The 19423-nt window shown below is 67.2% G+C and carries 24 protein-coding genes and 1 tRNA gene; 8 read left to right on the top strand and 17 right to left on the bottom strand.

What is annotated here, in order from left to right:
* Positions 1-10 precede the first annotated feature (10 nt).
* Complete coding sequence (locus tag ACXAD2_RS26175) at positions 11-1024, top strand: ABC transporter ATP-binding protein (protein WP_475177133.1); 1014 nt, start codon at positions 11-13, stop codon at positions 1022-1024.
* Between the two features lie 39 nt (positions 1025-1063).
* The gene (locus ACXAD2_RS26170) at positions 1064-2383 is read left to right on the top strand and encodes an ABC transporter substrate-binding protein (protein WP_475177131.1); all 1320 of its coding nucleotides are present in this window, start codon (positions 1064-1066) and stop codon (positions 2381-2383) included.
* Positions 2384-2680: 297 nt separating this feature from the next.
* Here ACXAD2_RS26170 and ACXAD2_RS26165 read toward each other — a convergent pair whose 3' ends face one another.
* Positions 2681-3553 carry a DMT family transporter gene (locus ACXAD2_RS26165; protein ID WP_224904864.1) on the bottom strand — a complete coding sequence of 291 codons (873 nt, stop codon included), beginning with the start codon at positions 3551-3553 and terminating at the stop codon, positions 2681-2683.
* Positions 3554-4270 carry a tRNA (5-methylaminomethyl-2-thiouridine)(34)-methyltransferase MnmC2 gene (gene mnmC2, locus ACXAD2_RS26160; RefSeq protein ID WP_475177128.1) on the bottom strand — a complete coding sequence of 239 codons (717 nt, stop codon included), beginning with the start codon at positions 4268-4270 and terminating at the stop codon, positions 3554-3556.
* Between the two features lie 51 nt (positions 4271-4321).
* Here mnmC2 and ACXAD2_RS26155 point away from each other — a divergent pair, with 51 nt between their 5' ends.
* The 3 genes from ACXAD2_RS26155 to ACXAD2_RS26145 all read left to right on the top strand — a co-directional run bounded on the left by ACXAD2_RS26155 (position 4322) and on the right by ACXAD2_RS26145 (position 7652).
* Positions 4322-5374 carry an NAD(P)/FAD-dependent oxidoreductase gene (locus ACXAD2_RS26155; protein ID WP_475177126.1) on the top strand — a complete coding sequence of 351 codons (1053 nt, stop codon included), beginning with the start codon at positions 4322-4324 and terminating at the stop codon, positions 5372-5374.
* 107 nt (positions 5375-5481) lie between these two features.
* On the top strand, positions 5482-6651 hold the full coding sequence (locus ACXAD2_RS26150; RefSeq protein ID WP_475177125.1) for an amidohydrolase: 1170 nt from the start codon (positions 5482-5484) through the stop codon (positions 6649-6651).
* Complete coding sequence (locus ACXAD2_RS26145) at positions 6648-7652, top strand: Ldh family oxidoreductase (protein ID WP_475177124.1); 1005 nt, start codon at positions 6648-6650, stop codon at positions 7650-7652. The genes ACXAD2_RS26150 and ACXAD2_RS26145 overlap by 4 nt, the downstream gene beginning before the upstream one ends.
* 57 nt (positions 7653-7709) lie before the next feature.
* Here ACXAD2_RS26145 and ACXAD2_RS26140 read toward each other — a convergent pair whose 3' ends face one another.
* On the bottom strand, positions 7710-10073 hold the full coding sequence (locus tag ACXAD2_RS26140) for a Tex family protein (RefSeq protein ID WP_475177121.1): 2364 nt from the start codon (positions 10071-10073) through the stop codon (positions 7710-7712).
* A gap of 403 nt (positions 10074-10476) precedes the next feature.
* Positions 10477-11358: a hypothetical protein gene (locus ACXAD2_RS26135; RefSeq protein WP_475177119.1), complete on the bottom strand. Its 882-nt coding sequence runs from the start codon at positions 11356-11358 to the stop codon at positions 10477-10479.
* A gap of 108 nt (positions 11359-11466) precedes the next feature.
* Between ACXAD2_RS26135 and ACXAD2_RS26130 the strand changes: the two genes are divergently transcribed.
* Together ACXAD2_RS26130 and ACXAD2_RS26125 are read left to right on the top strand one after the other, a co-directional pair.
* The gene (locus tag ACXAD2_RS26130; RefSeq protein ID WP_475177117.1) at positions 11467-13122 is read left to right on the top strand and encodes an ABC transporter permease; all 1656 of its coding nucleotides are present in this window, start codon (positions 11467-11469) and stop codon (positions 13120-13122) included.
* A 50-nt stretch (positions 13123-13172) separates the two neighbouring features.
* Positions 13173-13248, top strand: a tRNA-Thr gene (locus ACXAD2_RS26125).
* A gap of 88 nt (positions 13249-13336) precedes the next feature.
* Here ACXAD2_RS26125 and ACXAD2_RS26120 read toward each other — a convergent pair.
* The 13 genes from ACXAD2_RS26120 to ACXAD2_RS26060 form a co-directional block, all read right to left on the bottom strand.
* Positions 13337-13540: a helix-turn-helix domain-containing protein gene (locus ACXAD2_RS26120; protein WP_164181486.1), complete on the bottom strand. Its 204-nt coding sequence runs from the start codon at positions 13538-13540 to the stop codon at positions 13337-13339.
* A 187-nt stretch (positions 13541-13727) separates the two neighbouring features.
* Complete coding sequence (locus tag ACXAD2_RS26115) at positions 13728-14006, bottom strand: hypothetical protein (protein ID WP_475177115.1); 279 nt, start codon at positions 14004-14006, stop codon at positions 13728-13730.
* Positions 13999-14184 (bottom strand): hypothetical protein, encoded by a 186-nt coding sequence (locus tag ACXAD2_RS26110; protein WP_475177113.1) that lies wholly within the window; start codon positions 14182-14184, stop codon positions 13999-14001. The genes ACXAD2_RS26115 and ACXAD2_RS26110 overlap by 8 nt, the downstream gene beginning before the upstream one ends.
* The gene (locus ACXAD2_RS26105; protein WP_475177112.1) at positions 14184-14438 is read right to left on the bottom strand and encodes a hypothetical protein; all 255 of its coding nucleotides are present in this window, start codon (positions 14436-14438) and stop codon (positions 14184-14186) included. The genes ACXAD2_RS26110 and ACXAD2_RS26105 overlap by 1 nt, the downstream gene beginning before the upstream one ends.
* Positions 14417-14779 (bottom strand): hypothetical protein, encoded by a 363-nt coding sequence (locus ACXAD2_RS26100; protein ID WP_475177110.1) that lies wholly within the window; start codon positions 14777-14779, stop codon positions 14417-14419. The genes ACXAD2_RS26105 and ACXAD2_RS26100 overlap by 22 nt, the downstream gene beginning before the upstream one ends.
* Positions 14766-15257, bottom strand: coding sequence for a cold-shock protein (locus ACXAD2_RS26095; RefSeq protein ID WP_475177108.1), 492 nt, complete (start codon positions 15255-15257; stop codon positions 14766-14768). Before ACXAD2_RS26095 ends, ACXAD2_RS26100 begins: the two co-directional genes overlap by 14 nt.
* A 119-nt stretch (positions 15258-15376) precedes the next feature.
* Positions 15377-15673 carry a hypothetical protein gene (locus ACXAD2_RS26090; RefSeq protein ID WP_475177107.1) on the bottom strand — a complete coding sequence of 99 codons (297 nt, stop codon included), beginning with the start codon at positions 15671-15673 and terminating at the stop codon, positions 15377-15379.
* A gap of 152 nt (positions 15674-15825) precedes the next feature.
* The gene (locus ACXAD2_RS26085; RefSeq protein ID WP_475177105.1) at positions 15826-16104 is read right to left on the bottom strand and encodes a DUF5658 family protein; all 279 of its coding nucleotides are present in this window, start codon (positions 16102-16104) and stop codon (positions 15826-15828) included.
* A gap of 3 nt (positions 16105-16107) precedes the next feature.
* Positions 16108-16299, bottom strand: a complete 192-nt coding sequence (locus tag ACXAD2_RS26080) for a hypothetical protein (protein WP_475177102.1) — start codon at positions 16297-16299, stop codon at positions 16108-16110.
* The gene (locus ACXAD2_RS26075; protein WP_475177100.1) at positions 16296-16637 is read right to left on the bottom strand and encodes a hypothetical protein; all 342 of its coding nucleotides are present in this window, start codon (positions 16635-16637) and stop codon (positions 16296-16298) included. The genes ACXAD2_RS26080 and ACXAD2_RS26075 overlap by 4 nt, the downstream gene beginning before the upstream one ends.
* A gap of 11 nt (positions 16638-16648) precedes the next feature.
* Entirely contained in the window at positions 16649-17326 is a 678-nt protein-coding gene (locus ACXAD2_RS26070; protein WP_475177098.1) for a hypothetical protein, read from the bottom strand.
* Positions 17326-17898, bottom strand: coding sequence for an MT-A70 family methyltransferase (locus ACXAD2_RS26065; RefSeq protein ID WP_475177095.1), 573 nt, complete (start codon positions 17896-17898; stop codon positions 17326-17328). Before ACXAD2_RS26065 ends, ACXAD2_RS26070 begins: the two co-directional genes overlap by 1 nt.
* Positions 17895-18116 (bottom strand): J domain-containing protein, encoded by a 222-nt coding sequence (locus ACXAD2_RS26060; protein WP_475177094.1) that lies wholly within the window; start codon positions 18114-18116, stop codon positions 17895-17897. The genes ACXAD2_RS26065 and ACXAD2_RS26060 overlap by 4 nt, the downstream gene beginning before the upstream one ends.
* A 13-nt stretch (positions 18117-18129) precedes the next feature.
* Here ACXAD2_RS26060 and ACXAD2_RS26055 point away from each other — a divergent pair, with 13 nt between their 5' ends.
* On the top strand, positions 18130-19296 hold the full coding sequence (locus tag ACXAD2_RS26055; RefSeq protein WP_475178409.1) for an IS5 family transposase: 1167 nt from the start codon (positions 18130-18132) through the stop codon (positions 19294-19296).
* The last annotated feature ends 127 nt before the right edge of the window (positions 19297-19423 follow it).

Raw genomic sequence — 19423 nt, 5'->3', positions numbered from 1 at the left:
CCCGCCCCATATGTCGCAGCTGACGCTCTCCGAGATCCGCAAATCCTATGGCGAGACGGAAGTGATCCGCGGCCTCGATCTCGCCGTCGAGGCGGGCGAATTCATCGTCTTCGTCGGCCCTTCGGGCTGTGGCAAGTCCACGCTGCTGCGCACCATCGCCGGGCTTGAGGGCATCGACACCGGCCGCATCGAGATCGCCGGGCGCGACGCCACGCGCCTGCCGCCGGTCGAGCGCAACGTGGCCATGGTGTTTCAGGGCTACGCGCTCTACCCGCATCTGACGGTGGCCGAGAACATCGCCTTCGGGCTGAAGATCCGCAATGTGCCGAAGCCGCAGCGCCGCGCCCGCGCCGAAGAGATTGCCCGCCTGCTGCGGCTCGAGCCCTATCTCGACCGCCGCCCCGCCGCGCTTTCGGGTGGGCAGCGCCAGCGCGTCGCCATCGGGCGCGCCTTGGCCCGCAGCCCCGAGATCTTCCTCTTTGACGAGCCGCTGTCGAACCTCGACGCGGAACTGCGCGTCGAGATGCGCATCGAGATCGCCCGGCTGCACCGCGAGCTTGGCAATACGATGATCTATGTCACCCATGATCAGACCGAGGCGATGACGCTGGCCGACCGCATCGTGGTGCTGAACGGCGGGCGGATCGAGCAGGTGGGCCGTCCGCTCGAGCTTTACAACGATCCCGCCAATGCCTTTGTCGCGGGCTTCATCGGCTCGCCTAAGATCAACCTCGTAGAGACTGGCCGCCTGCCGCTGCCGCAAGCGCCCGAGGCCGCCGCGCAGATCGGCATCCGCCCCGAACATCTGCGCATCGACCCCGAGGGGCCGATCGAGGCAGAGGTGCTCTTCACCGAGGATCTCGGCAACCTTGGCTTTTCCTATCTCGACGCGGGCGGCACCCGTCTCTGCGTCGAAACCCGTGGCGCGCGCCCCGCACCGGGCGACAGGCTGCGCCTCTCGGCAGAAGCCGCGCAGTGCCTCTACTTCGATGCTCAAGGCCAGCGCCTGCGGTACCCGCAATAACCTCCTCCCAACACCCAACCTCCCAACAGGATCCCTCCCATGACCCGCTCCACCCGTTTTGCCCTTCTGGCCACGACCGTCGCCCTGCTGCCGCTGCAGGCGGCGGCGCGCGAGACCGTCACGCTCTGGTTCTGGGGCGCGTCCCCCGAGTACCGCGAGGCGCTGGAAACCACGCTGGTCCAGCCCTTCCACGACGCGCAGGACACCTATGATCTGGTGATCGAATACAAGAACGACGTCGACAATGATGTGCGCGTTTCGGTCATGGCGGGCGAAGGGCCGGACATCGTCTACACCTCGGGCCCGTCGTGGGTCTCGCCGCTGGCCAAAGCGGGCAAGCTTGCCGACCTCAGCGACTACGCCGAGAAATACGGCTGGAACGACCGTATCGTCGCGCCGTCGATGCAGGCCTGCACTCAGCAGGGCGGGCTTTACTGCATGACGCCCTCGCTGGTGTCGGACGGCATGTTCTACAACGCCAAAGTGCTCGAAGAGAACGGCTGGGAGGTTCCCAAGACCGGCGCAGAGCTGGAAGAGATCATGAAGGCCGCGCAGGAAAAGGGCATGTATGCCTCTGCCGTCGGCAACAATGGCTGGCAGCCGATCAACGAGAACTATTCCTCGACCTTCATCAACCAATTCGTGCCGCCCGCCGAGCTTGAAAAGATGCTCACCGGCGAGGCCAGCTTCGACAGCCCCGAGATGCTGGCGGCGATGGAAGAGCTGAACCGCTACTACAAGGCGGGCTATCTGGGCGGCGACGACTATTTCTCGCTCAACTTCGACAGCTCGATCTCGGCACTGGCCGAAGAGAAGACGCCGTTCTTCTTCGCGCCCTCCTTCGCGTTCCAATGGGCGATGAGCTATTTTACCGGCGACAAGGCCGATGACATCGGTTGGGCCGCCTTCCCGCAGCTGTCGGACGCCGTGGCTTACCCGAACTACTCGGTCGGCGCGGCCTTCGCGCTGTCGGTCAACGCCAACTCGGAAGTGATCGAGGGCGCGGCAGAGGTGCTCGACATGATCATGTCCAAGCGTTTCGCCGTCGACATCGCCACGGTCTGGCCGGGCTACTGGTCGATCCCGCTGCAGGACTTCCCCACCGATCCCGAGGCGAGCGGCGTTGTGAAGGCCTATTTCGACGCGGCGACCGCCGTGTCGGGCGCCGTGGCCGACGGTCGTTTCGGCTACAAGGTGCAGACCTTCTTCCCCGCCAAGACCACCGATGTGCTGGTCAAGGACGTCGAGGCGATGTGGCTCGACAAGGAGACTCCCGAAGCGGTCGTCGCCACCACTGCCAAGACCTTCGACCGCGAGCTCAAGCGCGGCCTCGTGCAGCAGATCCCGGCCCAGCAGTAACCCTGCATTTTCGCTCGACAGACAGGGGCTCCGCCACGGCGGGGCCCTTTGCGCAAGCATCGCTGCGCCACCGCAAAGGCGCTTCTTGTATCAAGTGTTTGCAGTCATGCAGGCGGGGGCAGGTCGTCGTGACGCTTGTGTTCGATGTCGAAGGCGTCGCCACGTTTTGCGATGCTGCGGGAGTTGCTCATCTGAGCAGCGCGGTGCGGGTGGCCGCGCCGGATTTGCGTATTTTTAAAGAGAAGAAGCAAGGGACGCGCGGCTGGTGCGGCGCGCCCTGTCTGAGTTTGCTGCGGCTTAGCCCTGCGCCGCCTTTCGGGCCCGGATCAATGTGAAGATGCCCGCGCAGGTGATGATCGCGGCACCGAGCGCCACATTGGGCCGCAGCGTCTCGCCGAAGACCAGCATGCCGAAGGCCGAGGCGAAGACCAGCTGCAGGTAGGCGAAGGGTTGCACCGCCGAGGCTTCGGCCACCTCATAGCATTTGATCAAGGTGAAATGCCCCGCCGCGCCGGTGACGCAGAGCGCCGCCATCATCGCCCAGTCAGGGGCGCTCATCGGCTCCCAGAACCACATGCCGATGAGCGTGGCGGTGGCGACGCCCACGGTGCCGGTCCAGAAGAACGAGGTGGCGGCGCTGTCGGTGCGCGCCACGCGGCGGGTCAGCAGCCCGTAAAGGGCGAACATCAGCGCCGCCAGCAGCGGGATGGCGGCGAGCGGCGAGAACACCCCGCCCGAGGGCTGCAGGATGATCAGGATGCCAAGAAATCCGATGCCGATCGCGCTCCAGCGGCGCCAGCCGACCTTTTCGCCCAGCACCGGGCCCGAGAGCGCCGCGATGAGCAGCGGGTAGCAGGCAAAGACCGCGTGGCTTTCCACGAGGCCGAGATAGACGAAGGCCGAGACCATCACGCAGATCTCGAGCACCAAGAGCACGCCGCGGAAGGCCTGCAGCAGCGGCTGGCCGCTTTTGGCGGCGGCGCGCAGCCCGCCCTTGTGGCGCGCGGCCAGCGTCAGCACGAAAAGCGCGAAGAACCAGTAGCGCACCATCGTCACCATATAGACGTTGGTGGCCTCGGATAGATGTCGGGACAGAACGTCCTGCACCGAGAAGATGAAGGTGGTCAGCACCATCAGCCAGATGCCGAGGCGGGTGTTCTGCTGGGCCATTCAGGGCGTCCTTGCGAGAGGCATTTTCGCGACGGTCATATGGCGTTTGCGGCCATGGCCGGGCTGGCGGGTCACCTCGAACCCCGCGTCAGCGAGCGCACGGCGCACATGGCCTGCCGCGGTATAGGTGGCGGCGCTGCCGCCCGGGGCGGTGTGGCGGGCGACCTCGGCCATCAGATCAGGGCCCCAAAGCTCGGGGTTCTTGGCCGGCGAGAAGCCGTCGAGGAACCACGCATCGGCCCGCTGCTCCCATGCGGCAAGGGTCTGCCGCGCGTCGCCCTCGACCATGGTGAACTGCAGGGCGGGCAGCGAAAAGGCGCGGGCGTTCTGCTGCCAGAAGGGCGCAAGTTCCGCAGCGATATCCGAAAGCTCGGGAAAGGCGGCCTGCGCGCGCAGCATGTCCTCGGCGCCAAGGGGGAAGGCTTCGAAAGTGGTGAAACGCAGGGCGCCGGGGATGTCCTCTGCGCGCCAGAGCGCCAGCGTCGCCAGCAGGTTCAGCCCGGTGCCGAAGCCCAGTTCGGCCACATGAAACCCATCCACCAGCCGCGCTGGCAGATCATTGCCCGCGTGAAACGTGTGGCGGGTTTCGGCAAGGCCGTTCTCGAGCGAATAATAGGGATCGTCGAAGCGTGGTGAGACCGGCACGTCTCCGTCCCGCCACTCCGGTGCATCGTCGGGCAGCAGGGGATCGGGCCGGGGGGTGTCGGGCTGGCTCATTCTGCGCACCTGTCCTAGAACTGTGATCCTACATGAAGCGGAGTGGTCGGAATGGCAAGCGGGCAGAATGGCGTGGATGTGACGGTGCGCGGGGCGGGGATTTTCGGCCTGTCGATCGCCTGGGCCTGCGTGCAGCGCGGCGCGCGGGTGCGGGTGGTCGATCCCTTCGGCGCGGGCAGCGGATCGAGCGGCGGGCAGGTGGGGGCGCTGGCGCCGCATGTGCCCGAGAACTGGAACCCCAAGAAGGCGTTCCAGCTGGAAAGCCTGCTGATGGCGGCGGGCTTTTGGGCCGCTGTGGAGGAGACCGGCGGCGTCTCGGCGGGCTATGGCCGTCTGGGGCGTTTGCAGCCGCTGGCCGACGACAAGGCGGTGGATCTGGCGCGCGGGCGCGAAGAGACGGCGCGGCAGCTTTGGGGCGATCACGCGGTCTGGCGGGTGATCAAGGCAGAAGAGGCGGGGGATTGGGCGCCGGTCTCTCCAACCGGGCTGCTGGTGCATGACACGCTGACCGCGCGGATGAACCCGCGCCGCGCCTGCGCTGCGCTGGTCGCGGCCTTGGCGGTGCGCGGCGTGGAGGTGCAGCCGGAGGCCGAGGACGCAGGGCAGGTGCTTTGGGCTGCGGGCTGGCGCGGGCTCGAGGATCTGTCGCAGGCGCTTGGCAAGAGGGTCGGCACCGGGGTGAAGGGCCAGTCGGTGAGCCTGCGCTTCGATGCGGGCGAGGTGCCGCAGCTCTTTGCGGGCGGGCTGCATGTGGTGCCGCACAGCGACGGCACGGTGGCCATCGGCTCGACCTCGGAGCGCGAGTTCGACGATCCCACCGCCACCGACGATCAATGCGACGATCTGGTCGCCCGCGCCGCGCTGGCGGTGCCCGCGCTGCATGGCGCCGAGGTGATCGAACGCTGGGCCGGGGTGCGCCCGCGCGCACGCAGCCGCGCGCCGATGCTGGGCGGCTGGCCGGGGCGCAAGGGTGTGTTCATCGCCAATGGCGGCTTCAAGATCGGCTTCGGCATGGCCCCCAAGGTGGCGCAGGTGATGGCCGATCTGCTGCTCGAGGGGCGCGACGAGATCCCCGAGGGCTTTCGCGTCGAAGATTCTCTCTGACCGTCTTGGCCTTCGCCTGCGCTTCTGCAAGCATGCGCGCGTGATCCGGCATGGCCGCGCCGCAATGCGCCCCGCGCCGCCGGATCGAGACAACAGGAGAGACCCGCGTGACCCACGCAGACGATATGGCCCGCATCGCCGAAACGGCGAAAAGCTGGCGCCGCAGCATCCACGAACAGCCCGAACTTCTTTACGATCTGCCCATCACCGCCGCCTTCGTCGAAGAAAAGCTGAAGGGTTTTGGCGTCGATGAGATCGCTCCCGGCATCGCAAAGACCGGCATCGTGGCGCTGATCAAAGGGGCCAAGGGCGAGGGCCCGGTGATCGGGCTGCGCGCCGATATGGATGCGCTGCCGATGGACGAGAAGACCAACCTTCCCTACGCCTCGAAGATCCCCGGCATGATGCACGCCTGCGGCCATGATGGGCATACGGCGACGCTGCTCGCCGCGGCGCAGTACATGTGCGAGACCCGCGACTTCGCGGGCACCGTGGCGCTGATCTTCCAGCCCGCCGAAGAGGGTGGCGCGGGCGCACGCACGATGATCGAGGAGGGGCTGCTGGAGCGCTTCGGCATCGAAAGCGTCTATGCGATGCACAACAAGCCGGGCCTGCCGGTGGGCCAGTTCGCCACGCGCCCCGGCCCGCTGATGGCGGCGGGGGATCGTTTCGTGGTGACGGTGACCGGGCGCGGCGGCCATGCTTCGGCGCCCACCATGTCGATTGACCCGGTGGTCGCGGCGGCGCATCTTATCGCCTCGGCGCAGACGTTGGTGTCGCGGTTTTCCGATCCCTTCGATCAGGTGGTTGTCTCGATCACCTACCTCGAGGCTGGGTCGGGCAGGGCGCTCAACGTGATCCCCGACACAGCCACATTCGGCGGCACGATCCGCACGATGAATTCCGAGACAAGGGCCGAGATCGAGGGCCATCTGCGCCGTCTTCTCAACGCCGGGGCCGAGCAGTTCGGCTGCGAGGTCGAGCTTGACTGGCGTCCGGGCTATCCGGTCACCGCCAACAATGCCGGCAAAGCGGCTGTGGCCGTCGGCGCGGCGGCGGCTGTGGCGGGGCCCGAGAATGTCGATGACAATTGCGACCGGATGATGGGCTCGGAGGATTTCTCCTACATGCTGGAGAAGCGCCCCGGTGCGATCGTCTGGTACGGCAACGGCGACAGCGCCGAGCTGCACAACCCCTCGTATAATTTCAACGACGAGGCGATCCTGCCCGGCATGCGCTATTGGATCGAGCTGGTCACCCGCGAGTTGGCCGCATGAGCGAGGTGAGCCTTCCCTTTGACGAGTTGGTCGGTCTGCTGACGCGAATCTTTGAAGGTCAGGGCCTGCCGCCGCGCGTGGCGCAGGTGCTGGCGACCAATTGTGCCACCTGCCAGCGTGACGGCGGGCTGAGCCACGGGGTGTTCCGCATTCCGGGCTATGTCTCGACGCTTCGGAGCGGCTGGGGCAATCCCAGCGCCATGCCGGTGATCGACGAGGACGGCGGCACGCTGATCCGGGTCGATGCGCAGGGCGGCTTTGCACAGGTGGCGCTGGCCGAGGCGCGCGCGCGTCTGGTGGCGAAAGCGCGGGCCGAGGGCGTCGCGGCGCTGGCGATCCGCAACTCGCAGCATTTCAGCGCGCTCTGGCCGGATGTGGAGCCCTTTGCCGAAGAGGGGCTGGTGGCGCTGAGCGTGGTCAACTCCATGGCCGTGGCGGTGCCGCCGGGCGGCAAGACGCCGGTCTTCGGCACCAACCCGATGGCCTTTGCCGCGCCGCGCGCGGGGCAGGCGCCCTATGTCTGGGATCAGGCGGCGAGCGCTCTGGCGCATGGCGACGTACAGATCGCCGCGCGCGAGGGGCATGAGCTGAGGCCCGGCACCGGCGTCGATGCCGAGGGCCAGCCGACCAATGATCCGAATGTCATCCTGAACGGTGGCGCGCTGCTGCCCTTCGGCGGCCATAAGGGCGCGTCGATTGCCATGACCATCGAGATCCTCGCCGCCGCCTTCACCGGCGGGGCGTTCTCGACCGAGGTGGACTGGTCGCAGCACGAAGGGGCGAAGATCCCGCTCACCGGTCAGTTCCTGCTGGTGATGGATCCCGAGCACGGTGGCAGCCACGGCTTTGCGACCCGTGTCGCCGCGCTGTCTGACACGGTGCGGGCGGCGGGGCAGGAGCGCCTACCGGGCGACCGCCGCGCCAAGATCCGGGCCGAGGCCGAGCAAAAGGGCGTCGCGCTGACCGAGGCCGACATGGAGATGCTGCAGAGCTATCTCTGATCCGCGAAAGGCTGCCGGGGATACGCTGTCGCCGGCAGCTTGAGCGCAGCGCGGGGTTCAGCGCTTCTTCTTCATCGCGTCCATCAGTGCCGCGCCAAGCGCGCCCTGACCGCCGCCCGAGCCGCCCTTGGAGGCTCCTTTGGGCCCGCTGCTCATCGGCCCGCGCGGACCTTTACCGGGGCCGCCCTTGCCGCGCGGTGCGCCGCCGCGCCCTTTGTCGGGCTGGGCGCGCCGGTCCTGCGCCGCCTCGCGACCGCTGCCATCCTTGCGCATCGAAAGCCCGATGCGCTTGCGTGGCACGTCCACCTCGGTGACGCGGACCTTCACCACGTCGCCCGCCTTCACCACCTCATGCGGGTCCTTTACGAAGCGGTCGGCCAGCTGGCTCACATGCACCAGACCGTCCTGATGCACGCCAATGTCGACGAAGGCGCCGAACGCCGCGACGTTGGTCACCGTGCCCTCAAGCATCATGCCGGGGCGCAGATCGGTGATCTCTTCCACGCCATCGGTGAAGCTGGCGGTGACGAAGTCGGGGCGCGGGTCGCGGCCGGGCTTTTCCAGCTCCGAGAGAATGTCGCGCACCGTGGGCAGGCCGAAGGCGCCGTCGACGAACTCTTCGGCGCGCAGCCCCTTGAGCGCCTGCGGCTGGCCCATGATCTGGCGGATGTCGCGCCCGCAGGCGGCGACGATCTTGCGCGCCACGCCGTAGGCCTCGGGGTGGACCGAGGAGGCGTCCAGCGGCTCGGCGCCGTCGCGGATGCGCAGGAAGCCCGCGCATTGCTCGAAGGCTTTTGGTCCCAGCCCCGCCACTTTCAGCAGCGCCTTGCGCGAGGGGAAAGCACCGGTGCTGTCGCGGTGGCTGACGATAGATTGTGCCAGCGACGGGCCGAGGCCCGCCACATGCGCCAAGAGCGGCGCAGAGGCGGTGTTGAGATCGACGCCCACGGCGTTCACCGCGTCTTCGACCACCGCCTCGAGCGTCTGCGCCAGTTTGCGCTGGTCGACGTCGTGCTGATATTGGCCGACACCGATGCTTTGGGGGGTGATCTTCACCAGCTCGGCGAGCGGGTCCTGCAGGCGGCGGGCGATGGACACGGCGCCGCGCAGCGAGACGTCGAGATCGGGAAATTCCTTGGCCGCCGTTTCCGAGGCCGAATAGACCGAGGCCCCGGCTTCGGAGACCACAACCTTGGTCGGCTTCGTCACGCTCGCGGGCAGTAGCTTCAGCACGTTGCCCACAAGCCGTTCGGTCTCGCGGCTGGCGGTGCCATTGCCGATGGCGATCAGCTCGATCTTATGGCGGGCGATCAGCTCCATCAGCGTGGCGGTGGCGCCGCGCGTGTCGTTCTTGGGCTGGAAGGGATAGATCGTCGCCGTGTCGAGCACTTTGCCGGTGGCGTCCACCACGGCGCATTTCACCCCGGTGCGGATGCCGGGATCGAGCCCCAGCGTCGCCTTGGAGCCGGCGGGCGCGGCCAGCAGCAGGTCCTTGAGGTTGCGGGCAAAGACCGCGATGGCCTCTTCATGCGCGCGGCGGCGCAGCTCGGTCATCAGATCCACATACATCGACAGGCTCAGCTTCACCCGCCATGTCCAATCGGCCACGCCGCGCAGCCATTGGTCGCCAGCGCCGTCGCCGCGGATGCCGATGGCCGCAGCCACGATGTCCTCGCCGCGGCGGGTCGAGACCTCGGGGTCGGGCGCAATGTCGACGGTGACCACCTCTTCCTTCGAGGCGCGCAGGATCGCCAGCGCGCGGTGCGAGGGGATATCGGCCCATTTCTCGCGGTGGTCGAAATAGTCCGAAAACTTGGCGCCTTCCTGCTCCTTACCCGGGGCGAGTTTGGCGGTGATGAAGGCCTCGGCGCGCATGAACTCGCGCAGGGTGCCGAGCAGCGGCGCGTTCTCGGTCAGCTCTTCGCCAAGGATGTCGCGTGCGCCGTCGAGCGCGGCCTTCACATCGGCGACGTTCTCGCCAAGGTAGCCCTCGGCCAGCTTGGCCGGATCGGCGTTGCGGTTCTCTTCGATGGCGCGCAGCAGCGGCTCGAGCCCGTTCTCGCGGGCGATCATAGCGCGGGTGCGGCGCTTGGGCTTATAGGGCAGGTAGATGTCTTCCAGCGCGGCCTTGGTCTCGGCGCCCGCGATGGATTTCTCCAGCGCGTCCGTCAGCTTGCCCTGTTCCTTGATCGAGTCGTGTATGGCGCGGCGGCGGGCTTCCATCTCGCGCAGATAGGTGAGCCGTTCCGACAGGTTGCGCAGTTGCGTGTCGTCGAGCCCGCCGGTGACTTCCTTGCGGTAGCGCGCCACGAAGGGCACCGTGGCGCCGCCGTCGAGCAGCTCGACCGCCGCCGTCACCTGCTTCGGGCTGGCCTGAATTTCACGCGCGATGGTGCTGGCGATGCGGGTCTGGGTGTCCACGGGGCGGCCTCCTTGGGGTCTTTCGGCGGGGTGGTTCGGGGGTCTTCGGGAAGGCTGGTGTAGCCTCGCCGCGCGGCTGCGCCAAGAGGCGCGTTGCGCGGTGGCTGATCCTTGCGCGGTTTGCATTGGCGGCGCGTTAGCCGGGCGAGCGCCTGCCCGTGGGGTGGCGCTGCGAGTTTGGAGGTGCACGCTTTACCCCAGCCACGTCCGAGTGATTTCCGAGCGCAGCGCTACGATGAAAAGCGCCAGCCCGCCGGGACGGCGTCGTCCATCGGGCTTGAACCGATGGCGCCACAATGAACGACCGCTCACCCGGCGGCCTTCGGCCTTGATTCCGGGCGGGTGCGCAGCGCCTTTTGTTCCAAACACCAAAGTTTTCGCGCGCCGCGCGTGTCGTCAGCCCTCAGGGAGCCAACACCCGCACGCCATCCATCTGCGAGATTTGCCAGACATCTTCGTCGTATACCTCGGTGAGCATATCCACATAGGCCGCGTCCCAGCCGGGCATGTCGAGCTCTTCTTCCATCGCCTCGGGCAGCGCGTATTTTTCCAAGAAGGCCGCCATCACCCGGCGCTTCTGCGCCTCGCTCACCTGCGGGTTCTCCCGCAGGAAGCCGCGGAACCGCTGCATCGCCTCGGGGCTGACAAGCTCGGAGAAGAGATCGAAACTGCCGATGATCTTGCGCTCTGCCTCGATCCCCGCGGCTTCGCGCAGGATTTGCCCCCAGAGCAGCGGCGTATCCTCGTTGCACCACAGCAGCAGCGGCACGTCCGGCAGCGCCTGCCGGATCCGGGCGATAAGGTCGGACCAGCGCAGTTGCATCGGATCGGCCCCGGCCAGAAAGCTTTCGGGGGTCTCATGCGGCGTTGCGCGCAGCATCGCCGGGATCCACGTGGCGAAATCGCGCAGGCCGATGAGGATTTGCAGATCATCGCCGTCGAAAAGCTTGGCCACCGCCTGCAACCGACGCTCGGCCTTGCGGTAAATCTCGCCGCCTTCGAGCGCCAGCTTGGGCACCGACAAAAGCGTCTCGTGGCTGAGGATCACCCGTTTCACCAGCGCCGGATCTTCGCTGAGGATCGCGTCGAGCATCACCTCGCGCGCCTCGGGCGCCGGGGCTCCCGCGCCCAGTTGGCTGACCACTTCCGAGAGCAGCATGCGGTAGCGCGAGGGGCCGGGGATAGAGATGCCTTCGCGGTGAAAGTCGTCGGCGTTGCGCAGAAGTCCCTTGAGCAGCCGGTCCTCGTCCGTGCAATGGACGCCGATGTGAAGAATGACCTGCATGGCCCTGTGGTTCCGCCTGCTCTTTCGATTGCCTTTAGGGCGCACTATAAGCGCTTTGCGCCCGAGCGAAACCGCGCGCGACCCAGAGGGATCCACGAAGGAGCCGCCATGAGCCTTGCCGACAACAGCGCCCCCCGCCGCTTTCGCGCGCGCTGGCCGAGCCCGTGGTCGCTGGGGGCGGCGCTGATCGCGTCTGTGGTGGTGGCGCCGATCCTTGCGGTGCTCTGGATCGCGCTCTTTCCGAGCGAGAACATCTGGCCGCATCTCGTGTCGACGACGCTGCCGCGCTATTTCGGCAATACGCTGAAACTGATGGCTGGGGTTGGTCTGCTGGCCGGGGCCGCCGGATCCGGGGCCGCATGGCTGGTCGCGCGCTACGAGTTTCCCGGGCGGCGCTGGCTCGAATGGCTGCTGCTGCTGCCACTGGCGATCCCCGCCTATGTGGGCGCCTATGCGCTGGTGGATTTTCTGGAATACGCCGGGCCGGTGCAGACCGGGCTGCGGCAGATCTTTGGCTGGCAGACCTCGCGCGACTATTGGTTCCCCGAGATCCGCTCGATGGGCGCGGCGATCCTCGTGCTCTCGGCGGCGCTTTACCCCTATGTCTACCTGCTCGCACGCAACGCCTTTCGCGAGCAGCCGGGCAGCGCCGATGAGGTGGCGCGTTCGCTGGGGCAGGGCGCCTTTGCCCGGTTCTGGCGGGTGGGGTTGCCGCTGGCGAGGCCTGCGATCGCCGCGGGCATGGCGATCGCGATGATGGAAGCGGTGAATGATTTCGGCACGGTCGATTACTTCTCGGTGCAGACGCTGACCACCGGCATCTTCAGCGTCTGGCTGCAGAGCAACAACGCGGGCGGCGCGGCGCAGATCGCCGGGACGGTGCTGGCGCTGGTGATTCTGCTGGTGCTGCTGGAGAAGGGCTCGCGCCGGAAGATGCGGTTCTTCAACCTCTCGTCGCGCCACCGCCCGGTGCCGCGCACGCGCCTTGAGGGGGGCTGGGCATGGGGAGCCGCGCTGGCCTGCGCCATTCCCTTCGCCATGGGCTTTGTGTTGCCGGCATGGGTGATCCTCGGGCACGCGCTCGACAACGCGGGCGCTTGGTCGGACCCGGATCTCTGGCGCGCCGGAGCGAACACGCTCAGCGTTGGCGGTATCGCTGCGGTGCTGACCGTGCTGGGCGGGGTGTTTCTGGTCTATGGCGTGCGCCTGTCGGGACGCCAACTGCCGCGGCTGCTGCTGCCGGTCTCGACCATCGGCTACGCGGCCCCCGGGGCGGTGCTGGGCGTCGGCATTCTGATCCCGCTCGCGGCGGTGGATCATATGCTCGCCGATGGCGTCGAGGCGCTCACCGGCGTGGACATCGGCCTTGTGCTGACCGGCTCGGCCTTTGCGCTGGTGCTCTCTTACTTCGTGCGCTTCTTCGCCATCGCCCAAGGCGCGGCGGATGCTGCAATGGGCCGGGTCTCGCCCAACCTCGCCCGCGCGGCGCGCTCGCTCGGCCGCACGCAGGGCCAGACCCTGCGCGAGGTTTATGTGCCGCTGATGCGCGGCTCGGTCGCCTCGGCGCTGCTGCTGGTCTTCGTCGATTGCGTGAAGGAGCTTCCCGCGACGCTGCTCCTGCGCCCGTTCAATTATGAGACGCTGGCAACCCGCGTGCATGATCAGGCATCGCTGGAGAACCTCGGAGGCGCCGCCCCCGCCGCAGTGCTGGTGATCGGCGTCGGTCTGGCGGCGGTTGGACTTTTGGCGAAGGCAAATCGGTGAAATCCCCCTTGCACCCGGTGGCCAAGCTGGCATATCCCTGCGCCCACGGTGCCCCTATAGCTCAGCTGGTAGAGCAACTGATTTGTAATCAGTAGGCCCGCGGTTCGAGTCCGTGTGGGGGCACCACTTTTCCTGACTAAGTGTTTGAAAAGACAGGAAAGTGAAAGGTGGCCGCTACGGCGGCCCCCCAAGTAGCCCCCCAAGCGCACGCGCATTACGACGCAACGTCTTGCAACGCTTCGGTACGGTTTTCGAGGAACGCCTCGACCTCCGAGACTTTGAGCAGCGACATCGCCCCCTTCTTATGGATGCGAATCTGGCCCGCGGCCGCCCATCGGTAGAAGGTCACCCGGTGGATGCCGAAAACCTCCTGAGCCTGCGCCAGACGGACGTAGAGCGGCTTGATCGATGCGGTCATTTTGGAAACTCCTCGTTGCGATGACATGCAACACCCTGAAACGCCGGGCAGGGCTGGCAGGGTGGCAGCGACCGGAATCCAAACGCCGGAGGCTTGCCACCCCCGGCGCCGGGCACGAAAAAGCCCGCCCGGCACCTGCATGCCGAGCGGGCTACGGGGCGCAGGAAGTCGCCCCGGATTGGCTCCGTTAATCGCCGGAGCCTGCGCGGCCTGTTAGCGAGGCCGCGCGACGAGAGCCGCCGAAGCGACCACCCTCGCGGGTCTGGATGGCGTGGCCGACGAGGGTGCCGACAACGCGCTTGGTAACGCTCTCGACCGCAAGGCGGGTGCCCCGGTCGGTGAGATAATCAGGATGGCTGCGGAAGGCGTCGGTCACCGCGCCCTCGACAAGCCGCCACAGCTGGCGATGCGCCGCGTGTTTCATCGCCGCACGAGACGGGCGCGGGTTGCGGTGCAGATCAGCCATGACGCCGCTCCTGCGGGCGCAGATCTAAGCCGAGGGTGGGGCGCGCCTCATAGGGCAAGGGGCAGCCATGCGGGCCCAGCACGCGCGAGACGGAGGCGCGCTCCGCCTCGAGCGCGGTGTCGGCATAGGCATGCGCCTCATCGCCAAGCCACCAGGGCGGCGCGATCCAGACCGCCATCAGTGCATCCTCCGCGGCGGTGGCGCGTCCCGAAGGATGCGGCGCGAGATCGAGAACGCCTGCGCGGTGGCGGCAAGCCACCCGGCGGTGCCCTCGGTATCGAGCGCGGCTGCCATCAGCAGAAGAAGCCGGGCCTCCTCGTGGCTTTCAGGCGCGATCACCCGGGCGGTTTGTAGCAGGGCGAGCGCGCGGCACTTGGTGCAGCCGCAGCCAAGATCGATGCTCGCCTCGGTCACAGGTTCGTCGTTCCGCATTCGTGCGTCTCCCAGATAGCCTCGAGTTCTTGGCGGGGGCAGGGTGCGTCGGGCACGAGCGCAAAGCCCTTCGCGACCGCCTCGATGAGCCCACGCTCATGCAGCAGCGCATTGATCGCGGCGGCAAGAATGACCTGCCCGAGCCGCTCGTCGGTGAAATGCGGCATCACCCGCGCCCCGACGATCGCGCGCAACTTTGAGCCGAGTTCATCGGGCAGCACCGGAGAGTCGGAGAGCAGCTTGCCCAGCTTGTTGATCGAGGTGTCGATCTCGCCGATGCGCGAGAGCGAGCGCGCCAGCGCCTGCACCTGCTCGGGCGTCAAGGGATCAGGAAGCGACATCGAGAGCCTCCCCATTCTGTCTGGCCTGATCCCATCGCAGGACGCGCTCGGCGCGCGGGCGCGGCCCGGGTTCGAGCACGAGCACGACCGCCTCGCCGGGCGCAGGCGCGGTCGGCAGGGCGTCCAGCGCGTCCATGGAGAAGAAGACATCGCGCCCCGGATAGCCGAAGGGGATGGCAAAGCCGAAGCCGCGGCGGAAGTCGAAGAGCTTCACCCGAGCGGCGACGATGTGGTCGGGAATGGGCACCTCCGGCTCGGGCGTGCCGCCCTCGATGGAGAGCACCCGGATGGCCTCGAGGCCCTTTGGCGAGGGGCGATACTCGACCTCGACCGTGGCGCCCTGCGGCGGCGCTTCGAAGCCACACTCGCGCAGAATGGAGAGGTGGAGGAAAATATCGTCGCCCTCGGGCAGAGTGACGAAGCCATAGCCGCGCTCCGAGCGGAAGCGCTTTGCGGCGCATTTTGCGATTTCAGACATGGGTAAACACCAGATTGCAGGCTGACCATTTCAGCCAAGGTCAGCGTGCAATCGGGTGCAGGGGTGGCAGGGTGGCAGCGACCGGATTCCAAACGCCGGTGGCTTGCCGGATCCGCAGATCAGCAGCGCACCTCAGCCTCGGTCGAGATGTTGTCGAGATGGTGGATGGTCTCCGCGATGACCTCGCATCCGGTGACCGCTTCGATTGCGGCCACATTGCTGCGGCGCAAACCGGGAAAGGGCCGGTAGTAGACGCTGCGATCGACGGGGGCGGCATAATACTGATTTGGGAGGCGGCGAAATTGCATGACTTCGAAGTCATGGCCTTCAATGGAGGTGGTTCGCCGGCTCGAGCGGTCGGTGTCGCAGGCCGCGAGCGAGAGAAACAACGGGATAAACAGGAACCGATGTGACATGGCCACGAGCGTAGGGTGGCCTCCCAGCGCCGGTCAAAGGCGATGTAACTAAAGTTTTAGCGGTCTCGCCGCCCTTTTCAGGCAGCCGTAGCGCGCGCAGAAGGCATGGAACATGCAGCCGCAGGCGCGGCGATCCGCCGTGCTCTCGCCGGTCATGACATGCGGCGAAGAATGCGCCAATTGCGGAAGGCAACCATGCCAACGATCAGCCCGAGCGGCAGCAAAAGCTGCGGGGCACCGCCGATGATCATGAGGCAGGCGGCGAGACCGGACAGCGCCAGCTTCGCGAGTGCCCAGCGCTGGCGGCTGCGCTTCATCAGCCAGCGCACGAGCGGATTCACCTCGACGCCGCCGCGATCGATGACCAGCTGCGTGGTCACCACATCGGCGATCTGCGCGAGCGCATAGAGCAGGATGAAAAAAGCTGTCATGGGTCAGTCCTCCAGCATGAGGGAGATGGCCGCGCAGGATGCGTGGCGCCAGTTACCGAAGCGATCCAGAACGAAGATGCCGAGATTGGTGGAGAGTGCGCCCTCGCGTTGCTCGAGCAGCTGCAGCGGCAGACCGCGCCATGGATGGCCCGGCGGCGCGACGATGGTGGCGCGAGCGGGGTGGCAGCTGCTCACCCGGTGCATTCCCCATCATCGGCCTGACAGAAATAGCCCTCGAGATCGAAGATGCCGGGGCCCTTGCGCTCGATATTCTCGCGGAGCTCAGCCCGCGAATAGCGGCTCGAGAAGGTGCCAGCCGAAGGCGGGCGGGCGATCATGCTCTCGACAACCGAGCGCGGCGGGCAGTCCGCATAAGCCTCTCGCAGCGCCGCAACGAGCGCAGGGTCGCGCTCGACGAGCCGCCGCAACCGCCCCCAGGGCGACAGAGAAAACCACAGATCGGAGGCGCGGCGCTCCATGCGCTCCCACCATGCTTGGCGCTCGGGATGGTCGCGGGCGAGGCCGGCGACCACAGCCTCGGCCTTCAGAAAGCACCCATCGCAATTGCCGAGCGGGGTGTTGCCAGCGATATTCTCCAGCTGCAGATCGAAGGGCTGCCGGCGCCAGAACTCCGCCACCTCGTGCCGCGTCTTCGCGGCTGCACGGCGATCCGCGCGATATTGCGCGACAGGGCCGAAAAGCGCAGCAGCACCACCTCCGGGTTCTCAGGCTCGCCGGGGTGGTGCTGCGCGAAGAGAAAGCGCAGCGCCTCGAGGGGCGTGTCGAAGGGGCGCATGAAGGGATAGCCGAGCGCGCCGAAGCCCTCGCCATCGAGCGTCATCCCGGCGCGCAGCGCGTCCTCGGGCTCGACACGCTGCAGCCGCACATGCTCGGCGCTCTCGATCAGCAGGGTGAAGCGCGACGCCTGCACCGGCTTGGCCTCGGCAGGGCGGAAGCCAGCACCGGGGCGGGCGAGGGCTGCAGGCCAAGGCACGGCGCGGCGGCGCGCGTCGCCCGAATAGCAAAAGTCCAGGTGCCCGGCCCGCTGGCGATCGAGCACGGTCATGCCCTCACGGACCCAAAGAAGGTCGTCGGCGGCGATGGTGCGGAAGGGACCAAGCGGCAGCGCCAGCGCGGTCAGCTTCGAGGACGAGAGCGCCTGCACCATGGGATGCGGCAGAGGCACGGGTTTAACGCGCGCGGCGGCGCTGGCGATCATCATCACAAAAACTCCTCAGGGCGGTCGAATTTGCCAGCCTCATCGCCGAAGGCGGTCCAGCCGGGGCGGGTCTGGCGGGAAAAGAGCTCGAGCCGGCGCGCCTCGGGCATGAGCGCCTCGGCGGCCGCGAAAGCTTCCTCGGGTTTGCGGGAGTGCTCGCGCAGGGGCCCCATGATCACCGAGCGCACGGCGCGGGTGGTGACCGGGCGCCCGCGGGTGCCGACAAGGAATGGCTCGCCGGCGCAGCGCAGGATGTAGCCGGTGCCGAAGGCGAGCTTGCCGAAGCGGGTGGTCTTCACCCAATGCCCGGCGGTTTTGAACGAGAAGCCCCAGCTGCCCATCACTTCGAATGCCTGCGGCAGCATGGGGTTTGTGGCCCAGAGCCAGAGCAGGCAATCCTCGGCGGCGAGCGAGGCGATGGGCAGCGCGGCGATGGCCTCGAGGGACATGGTCCGGTACTGACCGCCCGCGCCCTTGGCGGTAACGCCGCGCGTGGAGCGGGTGTGAAAGCGCCAGGGCGGATCCGCCATGATCAGATCGAAGCGCTCGTCGGTCGGCAGTCGGGGGGCGTTCATTTCGCGCCGAGCGCCCGCAGCGCCGCCTCCCGCGCCGCCTGCAGCGCCTTCATGGCCTCCTCATCGCCCGACGAGGCATCGGGATGCACGAAGCGCACGCGGGCGCGGAACGCGGCCTCGACGTCGCCTGCGGTGGCCGAAGGGCCGACGCCGAGCGCGGCCCGCCAATCGCCGGGTGAGGGCAGGGCGGTCGCTCCGGCGAAGGCAGCGCGCGCCATGACAGAAGTGGCGATGCGCGGATCGGACGAGGTGACGGGGTCGCTGTTCAGCTATGTCGATCTTGAGGAGCGCATCCCGTCCCGGCATCCGCTGCGCAAGATCAAATCCGTCGTCAACGATGCACTGCGCTCCCTGGATGCCGAGTTCGATCGACTTTATGCGCGTGAGGGCCGTCCTTCCATTGCGCCGGAACGCTTGATCCGCGCCAGCCTGTTGCAAATCCTCTACTCAATCCGATCCGAGCGGCAGCTCGTGGAGCAGATGGACTACAACTTGCTGTTCCGGTGGTTCGTAGGCCTCGGAATAGATGATGCGGTGTGGGTCCCCACGGTGTTCACGAAGAACCGCGACCGGCTGCTGACCACGGACATGTCCCGCAAGATCATGGCCGCCATCCTGGCGCATCGCGAGGTGGCACCGCTGCTGTCGGACGATCATTTCTCGGTCAACGGAACGCTGGTGAAGGCCTGGTCATCAATGAAGAGCTTCCAGCCGAAGGACAGTGCGATGCCCGACCGGGACGACGATCCGGGTGATCCGCCAGATGACCGTGTATCGCCAACATCGTCTCCTGACCAATCCACTGCCGAGCCCAAACCCATGCCCCGTCCCGCACGCCGCAATGCCGAAGTCGATTTTCGTGGCGAACGTCGGTCGAACGCGACGCACGCGTCGATGACTGATCCCGAGGCCCGGCTGTTCAAGAAGTCGCCCGGTGCTGGCGCGGTGCTATGCTTCATGGGGCATAGCCTGATGGAGAACCGTTCCGGCTTGATCGTGCAGGCCGACCTCACGCAAGCTGACGGGCACGCCGAGCGCCGTGCCGCCATCGACATGCTCCATCGGCACTCGCCCGGATCGACGCGGCGTCTGACCCTGGCAGCGGATCGTGACTACGACAGCGCCGACTTCGTCGCCGAACTGCGCCAGATGGTAGTGACGCCGCATGTCGCCCAGAAGTCCCGCCATTCAGCCATCGACGGTCGGACCACCCGACATCCCGGCTATGCCAAATCCCAGCGGTGCCGAAAGAAGATCGAGGAACCCTTCGGCTGGGCCAAGACCGTCGGCGGCCTGACACAGACCATGTATCGCGGCATCGAGCGCGTGCGCGCCCGCTTTACGCTGACAATGGCGGCCTGCAATCTCGCAAGGCTGCCGAAACTGCTGCCGGCCTGACCGGGGAAGCCGCAGTCAGGTCTGCCTGCGCATGCTCCAGCCCCACCCAGCATCCGCGTCGAGGGAAACCATCCCTCACGCAGGCCTTTTTCGGCGCCCTGTTAAGTCGCCTCGCGCGGCGGCTGGG

This window comes from Salipiger sp. ABN3_019 (genome assembly GCF_056158605.1).
The sequence above is the reverse complement of the archived record's forward strand: the minus strand, read 5'-3'. Positions and strand labels throughout refer to the sequence as shown.